This is a genomic window from Nonomuraea sp. NPDC049784 (genome assembly GCF_040659615.1).
GTDB lineage: Bacteria > Actinomycetota > Actinomycetes > Streptosporangiales > Streptosporangiaceae > Nonomuraea.
This window is the reverse complement of record NZ_JBFAMX010000397.1, coordinates 1-9,488: the sequence shown is the minus strand read 5'-3', so window position 1 is coordinate 9,488 and position 9,488 is coordinate 1. Positions and strand designations below refer to the sequence as shown.

General features: G+C 71.4%; 8 protein-coding genes. 6 read left to right on the top strand and 2 right to left on the bottom strand.

Annotated elements, in window-relative coordinates; genetic code table 11:
* Both AB0J09_RS44810 and AB0J09_RS44805 read right to left on the bottom strand, forming a co-directional pair.
* On the bottom strand, positions 1-694 hold a 694-nt coding region (locus tag AB0J09_RS44810), incomplete at its 3' end, for an LLM class flavin-dependent oxidoreductase (RefSeq protein WP_360705457.1).
* 14 nt (positions 695-708) lie between these two features.
* A complete protein-coding gene (locus AB0J09_RS44805) occupies positions 709-1,890 on the bottom strand; it encodes an SfnB family sulfur acquisition oxidoreductase (protein ID WP_360705454.1) in 1,182 nt (393 codons plus the stop codon).
* Between the two features lie 88 nt (positions 1,891-1,978).
* Between AB0J09_RS44805 and AB0J09_RS44800 the strand changes: the two genes are divergently transcribed.
* The 6 genes from AB0J09_RS44800 to AB0J09_RS44775 all read left to right on the top strand — a co-directional run.
* Positions 1,979-3,616 (top strand): ABC transporter substrate-binding protein, encoded by a 1,638-nt coding sequence (locus AB0J09_RS44800; protein WP_360705451.1) that lies wholly within the window; start codon positions 1,979-1,981, stop codon positions 3,614-3,616.
* A complete protein-coding gene (locus tag AB0J09_RS44795; protein ID WP_360705448.1) occupies positions 3,613-5,082 on the top strand; it encodes an ABC transporter substrate-binding protein in 1,470 nt (489 codons plus the stop codon). The genes AB0J09_RS44800 and AB0J09_RS44795 overlap by 4 nt, the downstream gene beginning before the upstream one ends.
* Before the next feature lie 137 nt (positions 5,083-5,219).
* Positions 5,220-6,149 carry an ABC transporter permease gene (locus AB0J09_RS44790; protein ID WP_360705445.1) on the top strand — a complete coding sequence of 310 codons (930 nt, stop codon included), beginning with the start codon at positions 5,220-5,222 and terminating at the stop codon, positions 6,147-6,149.
* Entirely contained in the window at positions 6,146-6,958 is an 813-nt protein-coding gene (locus tag AB0J09_RS44785; RefSeq protein WP_360705442.1) for an ABC transporter permease, read from the top strand. Before AB0J09_RS44790 ends, AB0J09_RS44785 begins: the two co-directional genes overlap by 4 nt.
* The gene (locus AB0J09_RS44780; RefSeq protein WP_360705440.1) at positions 6,952-8,535 is read left to right on the top strand and encodes an ABC transporter ATP-binding protein; all 1,584 of its coding nucleotides are present in this window, start codon (positions 6,952-6,954) and stop codon (positions 8,533-8,535) included. The genes AB0J09_RS44785 and AB0J09_RS44780 overlap by 7 nt, the downstream gene beginning before the upstream one ends.
* Positions 8,523-9,488, top strand: a 966-nt coding sequence (locus AB0J09_RS44775) for an acyl-CoA dehydrogenase family protein (RefSeq protein WP_360705437.1), incomplete at its 3' end; no start/stop codon positions are given. The genes AB0J09_RS44780 and AB0J09_RS44775, both read left to right, overlap by 13 nt.

Below are 9,488 nucleotides of genomic sequence, written 5' to 3'. Positions count from 1 at the left end.
CCTGCCTGAGCGTCCGGCCCTCGGCGCCGGCCAGCTCGTTCACCCAGGCGATCTTCTCGGCGACCGCGGCGGGCGGCTCTCCCCAGGTGAGGTACACGTCCACGTGCCGCGCGGCGACCCGTCCCGCGGCGGGCGACGAGCCGCCGAAGTAGATGTCCGGCACGGGATCCGGCACCCGGTTCAGCCGCGCGCCCTCCACCCGCAGGTGCTCCCCGGTGAAGTCCACGCTCTCCCCACGCCACAGGGCCCTGACGATGTGCAGGAACTCGTCCGTCCGCGCGTAACGCGCCTCCTTGTCCAGGAAGTCCCCGTACGCGCGCTGCTCGTGGCTCTCGCCGCCGGTCACCACGTTCAGCAGCAGCCGCCCGCGCGAATGCCGCTGGAACGTGGCCGCCATCTGCGCCGCCAGTGTGGGCGAGACCAGCCCGGGACGGAACGCCACCAGGAACTTCAGCCGCTCCGTCGTGTCCGCCAGCATCGCGGTCGTCAGCCACGCGTCCTCGCACCACGCCCCGGTGGGGGTGAGCGCGCCGACGAAGCCGAGGTGCTCGGCGGCGTGCACGATCTGCCGCAGGTACGCCAGCGTGGCCGGGCGGGCGCCTCCCGCCGAGCCGGCGGGCAGCCCGTGGCCGCCCCCCACGACATCACGGCTGTCGCCGTACGTCGGAAGGAACCAGTGAAACGTCAAGGACATCGGAAGGTCTCCCCCTAGAGCAGGCCGTGGCGCGGAGGCAGCTGGCCGTTGAGTACGTAGCGGCCGATGTGCTGGATCTTCCAGCGGGCCGGGTCGTGCAAGGTGTGGGTGCGGGCGTTGCGCCAGTGCCGGTTGAGGTTGAGCCCGTCCAGGCTGGAACGGGTGCCGCCCAGCTCGAAGATCGCGCTGCCCAGCTCCACCGCCACCGGGTCCGCGAACGCCTTCGCGGTGGCCACGGCGATCGAGGCGGCGCCGGCCGAGTCGTCGGTCAGGTCCGCGCGGGCGGCGTCCACGGCCGCGCCGGCCGCCTCCAGCAGCGCCTCGGCGGCCCGCACCTTGACCGCCAGCTCGCCCGCCCGCTGGATCACCAGCGGGTCGTCGGCCGCCCGGTCCTGGCCGCTCTCGAACCACGGCCTGGCCTTCGTCCTGACGAACCCGACGGCCTCGTCCAGCGCGCCCGCCGCGATGCCCACGTCGATGGCCGCGTGCAGGAGCTGCGCGAACGCGCCGTGCAGCTGCGGCCCCGTGAACGTCAGGTGGTGCGGCACCACCCGGTACTCGGGGACGAGTACGTTCTCCAGCAGCACCGTGCCGCTGGCCGTGGTGCGCTGCCCCATGCCCGCCCAGTCGTCCACGACGGTCAGCCCGGGGGCGTCGCGCGGCACGTACGCCACGTGCAGCGTTCCGTCCTCGCGCCGGGCCAGCACCGGGATCCAGTCGGCGAACAGCGCGCCGGTGCTGTAGTGCTTGGTGCCGTTCAGCGCGAATCCCCCCTCGGGGGCGGCCGTCAGCGTGGTCCGGTAGTCCTGCACGTGTTTCGTGCCCGCCTCGGACTGCGCGTTGCCGAAGCGCCGCCCTTCCAGGACCTCGCCGAAGAAGAACTTGCGCTGCACGTCCGTGCCCTGCTGCCGCAGGACGTTGACGTAGACGAAGTGGCTGTGCGGGATCTGCGCGAGGTTCGGGTCGGCGGCGGCCAGCACCTTGAAGACCTCGGCGACCGTGCGGGCGCTGACGTCCGCGCCGCCGTGCTCACGGGGCACGGTGATCGCGAGGAGCCCGCTGGCCGAGAGGCGGTCGAGCTCCGGTCCCGGCAGGCGGCGCTCGGCGTCGCGGGCGGCCGCGTCCACCGCGAACTCGCCGGCCAGGTCACGGGCCACCGCCAGCGCCTCGGCGTCGTCCGCGATCACATGTGTCATGTGTTTCGTCCGTTCTGCGTGTTACGTTATGGTTCACCGTAATCCCTTCAATGCAGGTAGGCAATACCTGTTTCCGTGAGGAACCCCCATGCTCTCCAGGTTGAAACCGCTGCTAGCCACGGCTCTGCTCGCGTCGCTGCTGACCGCGTGCGGCTCGGGTGCCTCCGGCGGCGGCAGCGCCCCCGTGACGGACTCCGCTCCCAAGGCGGGCGGCCGGCTCGTGCTCGGCGAGAACGGCGACGAGCCGGCCTGCCTCGACCCGCACCAGCTCTCGACCACCAACACCACGGTGGTTGACCGGCCGATCTTTGACTCGCTGCTGTGGCAGGACGAGGACGGCACGCTCAAGCCCTGGCTGGCGTCGGCGTGGAAGGTTTCGGACGACGGCCTGACCTACACGTTCACGCTGCGTGACGGCGTGAAGTTCCATGACGGCGCGCCGTGGAACGCCGAGGCGCTCAAGCTCAACCTGGAGCACATGCGGGACCCGGCGACCAAGTCGCCGCTGGCCGCCGGATACATCGCGCCCTACAAGGACAGCGAGGTGAAGGACGAGCACACGCTTGAGGTGCGTCTTTCCTCGCCGTACTCGGCCTTCCTCAACGTGCTGGCCCAGTCGTACCTGGCGATGATCTCGCCGAAGCAGCTCAAGGAGGACCCGGGGAGCACGTGCGAGCACCCCGTCGGGTCGGGGCCGTTCGTGTTCGAGAAGTGGACGAAGGGTCAGAGCATCACGTACCGGAAGAATCCGGATTACGCCTGGGGGCCGCCTGGGCAGCACGCGGGGGCGGCGTACCTGGACGGGCTGGAGATCCGGTTCCTGGCCGAGGACGCCACCCGCTACAACGCCCTGCTCTCCGGCGAGGTGGACGTCATCGACAACACCCCGCCCTCCGACGTCCAGGACGTCAAGTCGAACCAGGACCTGAACTTCACCACGATCGACCGCCCTGGGCACCCGTTCTCCGTCTGGCTGAACACCGGCCGCGCCCCCTTCGGCGACCAGCGGGTACGCCAGGCGCTCACGCTGACCGTGGACCGCAAGGCGATCATCGACAGCGTCTCGTTCGGCCAGTGGAAGCTCGCGACCGGCTTCGTCACCCCCTCGACCCCCGACCACGCCGAAGGCGGCCAGATCGGTTACGACCCGGCCAAGGCCGCCAAGCTGCTCGACGAGGCGGGCTGGACCGGCAAGGACAAGGACGGCATCCGCACCAAGGACGGCAAGCGGCTGACCGCGGTCGCCCTGGACAGCGGCGTGAACCCGCAGAACACCCAGATCCTCGTCCAGACCCAGGCCGCCGCCGCCAAGGCCGGCATCGAGATCAAGATCGAGAACGTCACCGCGCAGATCGCCTCCGACCGCGCCGCCCGCGGCGACTTCGACGTGTCGGTCGGCATCTGGACCACGAACACGGCCGACGTGCTGTGGATCCAGTACTCCTCCGAGAACATCACCACCGGCAAGCGGCGCGGCCAGAACACCACCAGGCTCGCCGATCCCCAGATTGACAAGCTCCTCGATCAGGCCCGCGCGGCCACCGACGGCGCCAAGCGCGCCGAGCTCTACGGCCAGGCGCAGGCCCGGCTGATCGACCTGGCGCCCGCCGTCCCGCTCTACAACCGGCCCAGCCTGATCTCCTCGCAGAAGAAGGTGCACGGCCTGGCCTGGGACAACGCGTACGGCGCCGTCACGTTCCATGACACCTGGGTGAGCACGCCATGAAGAAGATCCTCCCTCTCCTCGTCTTCGCCGCCCTGATTTCCGGGTGCGGCACGAGCACCGCTTCCGGAGCCGGGGGTGACGGCGAGCCCAAACGGGGTGGCACCCTCGTGCTGGGCGAGAACGGGCAGGAGCCGCCCTGCCTCGACCCGCACGGCAACTCCAGCTCCGACGGCCCCGTCTCGACCGTGCCGGTGGCCGACTCGCTGGTGTGGTTCGACGCCGACGGGAAGATCCAGCCGTGGCTGGCCGACAGCTGGGAGATCTCGCCCGACGGCCTGACGTACACCTTCAAGCTCCGCCATGGGGTGAAATTTCATGATGGTGCCGTCTGGAACGCCGAGGCGCTCAAGGCCAACTTCGAGCACATGAAGGACCCGGCGACCAAGTCGCCGCTGGCCGCCTCGTACATCGCGCCCTACAAGGATGCCGAGGTCGTCGACGAATACACGCTCGAGGTCCACCTGTCGTCGCCGTACAAGCCGTTCCTGGACATCCTCGCCCAGGGTTACCTCGGCATGATCTCCCCGAAGCAGATCAAGGAGTCCCCGCAGACCATCTGCGAGCACCCGATCGGGTCGGGCCCGTTCATCTTCGAGAAGTGGACCAAGGGCCAGAGCATCACCTACCGCCGCAACCCGGACTACAACTGGGGCCCGAAGAGCGCCAAGCACACCGGCCCCGCGTACCTGGACCGGCTGGAGATCCGCTTCCTCACCGAGGACGCCACCCGCTACAACGCGCTGGCCTCCGGCGAGGTGGACGCCATCGACTTCACCCCGCCGCAGAACGTGGACGAGGTCAAGGCCAACCCCGACCTGGGCTTCCTGAGCGCCGTCCGGCCCGGGCACCCGATGGCGTTCTGGCTGAACACCTCGCGCCCGCCGTTCGACGACGTCAAGGTGCGCCAGGCGCTGCTGGCCGCCGTGGACCGCGAGTCGATCATCAAGGGCATCTCGTTCGGCCAGTACCAGGTCGCCAAGGGCTTCCTCACCTCCTCCACGCCCGGGTACGCGGCCGGGGTCCCGATCGCCTACGACCCGGCGAAGGCCGCCAGGCTCCTGGACGAGGCGGGCTGGACCGGCAAGGACAAGGACGGCATCCGCACCAAGGACGGCAAGCGGCTGACCGCGTACTTCCCGATCGCCGCGAACTTCCCCGCCCAACGCATGCAGATCGCCGTCCAGACCCAGGCCGCGGCCAAGAAGGCCGGCATCGACATCCAGATGCAGACGCCGCCCGAGCAGGAGATCACCGACCGCCTGCTGAAGGGCGACTACGACCTGACCTCGGGCCTGTGGGCGACCAACACGGCCGACGTGCTGTGGATCCAGTACTCGTCCAAGAACATCACCACCGACAAGCGGCGCGGCCAGAACGTCGCCCGCCTGCGCGACGACAAGATCGACGAACTGCTGGAGAAGGCCCGATCGGACCGGAACCCGGCCGCGCTGTACGACCAGGCGTAGGCCAGGCTGGTCGAGCTCGCCCCGGCGATCCCGTACTACGACGACCCGCGGCCGGTGTCATACCAGAAGAAGGTGCACGACCTGACCTTCACCCCGGCCTACCCGTCGCCGTACTTCTACGACACCTGGCTGGACCGATGATCAGGTTCATCGCGTGGCGGCTCCTGGCCGGGGCCGGCGTGCTGTGGGGCGCGGCGACGCTGAGCTTCCTGGTGGTGCACTTCACCCCCGGCGACCCCGCGGAGTCCATCGTCGGCGGCGAGGGCGCCGCCCCGACGCCCGAGGTGCTCGCCCAGGTCACCGCCGAGTACGGGCTCGACCGCCCCTGGTACGAGCAGTACGCCGCCCACCTGTGGCGCATCGTGCGCGGCGACTTCGGCACCTCCTACCGCCTGCACACGCCGGTCACCCAGGCCATCGGCGAACAGGCCTGGGCCACCGTCGAGCTGGCGCTGGCCGCCGCCGTCACCGGGCTCGTGCTGGCCGTCGTGGTCGCGCTGGCCACGGCCAAACGGCGGCGCTGGATCCGGGGCCTCGCCTCGGTGTCGGAGCTGCTCGTGGCCTCGACGCCGGTGTTCTGGCTGGGGATCGTGCTGCTGACCGTGTTCTCGTTCGGGCTGCGGCTGTTCCCCGCGACCGGCAGCCACGGGTTCGCCTCGCTCGTGCTGCCGGCGCTCGCGCTGGCGCTGCCGATCGCGGGCGTGCTCGGCCACGTTCTGCGCGAGGCCCTCGAAGAGGTGCTGGACGAGCCGTTCATCGTCTCGGCCCGCAGCCGCGGCCTGGCCGACACGGCCGTACGGGTGCGGCACGCGCTCAGGCACGCCCTGCTGCCGCTCGTCACGATGACCGGCTACACGGTGGGCGCGCTGCTCGGCGGCGCGGTCATCACCGAGACGCTGTTCACCCGGCAGGGCATCGGCCGCCTGCTGATCTCCGCGGTCAACGCCAAGGACCTGCCGGTCGTGCTCGGCGTCGTGCTGCTGTCGGCCCTGGTGTACGTGCTGGTCAACCTCGTGGTCGACCTGCTCTACGCGGTCGTCGACCCCCGGCTGAAGGGAAACCGGTGAAGCGCTTCCGACCCGGCGTCTGGCTCGCCGCCGCCGTGCTCGTGCTGCTGGTGCTGGCCGCCGTCGTACCAAGCCTGTTCTCCGGCCAGGACCCCCTGGCCGTGGACAGCGCACAGACGCTGCGCCCGCCGAGCGCGGCCCACCTGCTCGGCACCGACGAGAACGGCAGGGACGTGCTTGCCCGCATCGTGCACGGCACCCGCACGTCGCTGCTGCTCGGCTTCGGCGCCATCGCCATCGCGCTCGTCTTCGGCGGCCTGCTCGGCCTGGCCGCCGGGCTGGGCAACCGGATCATCGAGAACGTCATCATGCGCCTGTCCGACATCGGCCTGGCCTTCCCCGAGCTGCTGCTGGCTCTGGTCGTCATCACCGTGGCCGGCGGCGGGACGGCCAACGCGATGCTCGCCATCGGCGTGGCCAACATCCCGTCCTACGCCCGGCTCGTCCGCGCCCAGACGCTGGCCATCCGCTCGTCGAGCTACGTGGAGGCGGCGCACGCGCTGGGCCTGTCCGGGCCGCGGGTGGTGTTCCGGCACGTCCTGCCGAACGCCGTCAAGCCCGTGCTCATCCTGGCCACCATCGGCGTCGGCACAGCGCTCGTGGCCGGCTCCGCGCTGAGCTTCCTCGGGCTCGGCACCCCGCCGCCCGAGCCCGAGTGGGGCTCGATGTTGTCCACGGCCCGCAACTTCATCTCGCGCGCCTGGTGGTACGGCGTGTTCCCGGGCGCGGCGATCACGCTCACGGTCATCAGCGTGACGGTCGTCGGCCGCGCGCTCAGATTGCGATCGGAGGGGAGGACCTCGTGGTGAAGGTGCAGAACCTGCGGATCGCCTTCGGGCCGGCCGAGGTCGTGCGCGGAGTCTCGTTCGAGATCGGGCGCGGCGAATGCCTGGCCCTGGTCGGCGAGTCCGGGTCGGGCAAGAGCGTCACCGCCCGCACACTCGTCGGGCTCACCGGCGACGGCGCCCGCGTCAGCGCCGACGAGCTGGCCTTCGACGGGCAGGACCTCACCAAGCTACGCGAGCGCGGCTGGCGGCGCGTGCGCGGAGGCAGGATCGGCTTCGTGCTCCAGGACGCCCTGGTCTCCCTCGACCCGCTGCGGCCGGTCGGCAAGGAGATCGCGGAGGTCCTGGCCACGCACACCGGCCTGAGCGGCGCCGCCCGCCGCGCCCGCGTGACCGAGCTGCTCGCCTCCGTCGGCGTGCCCGAGCCGGAGCTGCGCGCGGCTCAGCTCCCGCACGAGCTGTCCGGCGGGCTCAGGCAGCGCGCCCTGATCGCCACCGCCATCGCGGCCGAGCCCGAGCTGGTCATCGCCGACGAGCCCACCACCGCGCTGGACGTCACGATCCAGGCGCAGGTGCTCGACCTGCTGGCCGGGCTCAAGAGCCAGGACAGGTCGCTGCTGGTGATCAGCCACGACCTGGCGGTGGTGGCCCGGCTGGCGGACCGGGTGGCGGTGATGAAGGACGGCGTCATCGTCGAGCAGGGGCCCACGCGGCGGGTGCTCGGCGCGCCGGAGCACGAGTACACCAAGCGGCTGCTGCGCGCCATCCCCGCCGAGCACACCAAGGGCACCCGCCTGTCCGGCACGTCGCCCGCCCCACCCCGCCGTTCTCCCGGCGAGGTCGTGGTACGCGCCGACGGCGTCGGCAAGTCGTTCGGCGGGCGGGCCGCCGTGCGGGAGGTGTCGTTCACGCTGCGGGCGGCCGAGACGGTCGGCGTCGTGGGGGAGTCCGGGTCGGGCAAGACCACCACGGCCAGGATCGCGCTCGGGCTGACCGAGCCGGACACCGGCACCGTCGAGGTGCACGGCCAGAAGTGGGCCGGCCTCGATCGGGCCGCCCGGCGCCGCCTGCGCCGGGACATCCAGACGATCTACCAGGACACGCTGGCCGCCTTCGACCCCCGCTACACGGTCGCCAAGGTGCTGGCAGAGGCGCTGGCCGTGGCGGGCGTGCCGCGCGAGCGCCGCCGCGACCGCTCCGTCGAGCTGCTCGAGCTCGTCGGCCTCGGCACCGAGCACCTCGCCCGCCGCCCGCTCCAGCTCTCCGGCGGCCAGCGGCAGCGCGTGGCCATCGCACGGGCGCTGGCCCCGGAGCCCGCCGTGATCGTGTGCGACGAGCCCGTGTCCGCGCTCGACGTGTCCGTCCAGGCACAGGTGCTGGACCTGCTGGAGGACGTGCAGCGGGAGACCGGGGTGGCGTACCTGTTCATCTCGCACGACCTGGGCGTGGTCCACCACCTGTGCGACCGGGTCCTGGTGATGAAGGACGGCCAGGTGGTCGAGGAGGGGCCCGTCGAGGACGTCTTCCACACGCCCGAGCACCCGTACACCAAGGAACTGGTGGCGGCCATTCCAAGGATTTCAGTGACATGGCACATGTGATCAAGACCGACGAGGAGGCGATCGAGGTCGCCCGCGAGCTCGCCGGGGACTTCGCGAAGGGCGCCGCGCGGCGGGACTCCAAGCGCATCCTGCCGGTGGCCGAGATCGAGGCGCTGTCGGAGAGCGGTCTGCTCGCCATCACCGTGCCCGCCGGGCACGGCGGCGCGGGCGTGCGCACCAGGACGCTCGGCGCCGTCATCAGGGAACTGTCCGCCGCGGACGGCAGCATCGGGCAGATCCCGCAGAACCACTTCTGGTACGTCGACTCCATCAGGGAGCACGGCACCTCGGAGCAGCAGGCGTTCTTCTACCGCGAGGTGCTGCGGGGCCGCCGCCTGGGCAACGCCGCCGTGGACGCCCGCGGCACCGACGGAACCCGCGAGCGCGCCAGGCTGCGGCCGGCCGACGGCGGCTACCTGATCTCCGGCCGCAAGATCTACGCCACCGGCGCGCTGTTCGCCCACTGGATCCCTGTGATCGCGCTGGACGACGACGACCTGCACCACACCGCGTTCGTCACGCGCGACACCCCGGGCGTGGCGATCGTGGACGACTGGGACGGCATCGGGCAGCGCACCACCGCCAGCGGCACGGTCCTGCTGGAGGACGTGTACGTGCCCGCCGACCGGGTGATGCCCGGCCGCAGGGACGGCGTCAGCACGTTCCGCAGCTTCGGCCTGCTCATCCACGCCGCCATCGACACCGGCATCGCCGAGGGCGCGCTCGCCGACGCCGCCGCCTTCCTGCGCGGCTACACCAAGGGCGGCTGGCCGGGCAACGAGGCCGCCAAGGTGGTCGAGGACCCGGTGGTCGTCCAGCGCTTCGGCGAACTCGCCATCCTGACCCGCGCCGCGCGGGCGCTGCTGGAGAGCGCGGGCGATGCCGTCGACCGGGCCCGCGCGAACCCGCACGAGACCGCCCTGGCGGACGAGGCCGCCGTGGCGATGGCCGCG

What these genes read in the sequence shown, in the direction of transcription:
- AB0J09_RS44805 (WP_360705454.1), bottom strand. Translation starts at nt 1,890, where the DNA reads ATGACACATGTGATCGCGGACGACGCCGAGGCGCTGGCGGTGGCCCGT.
- AB0J09_RS44790 (WP_360705445.1), top strand. Translation starts at nt 5,220, where the DNA reads ATGATCAGGTTCATCGCGTGGCGGCTCCTGGCCGGGGCCGGCGTGCTG.
- AB0J09_RS44800 (WP_360705451.1), top strand. Translation starts at nt 1,979, where the DNA reads ATGCTCTCCAGGTTGAAACCGCTGCTAGCCACGGCTCTGCTCGCGTCG.
- AB0J09_RS44795 (WP_360705448.1), top strand. Translation starts at nt 3,613, where the DNA reads ATGAAGAAGATCCTCCCTCTCCTCGTCTTCGCCGCCCTGATTTCCGGG.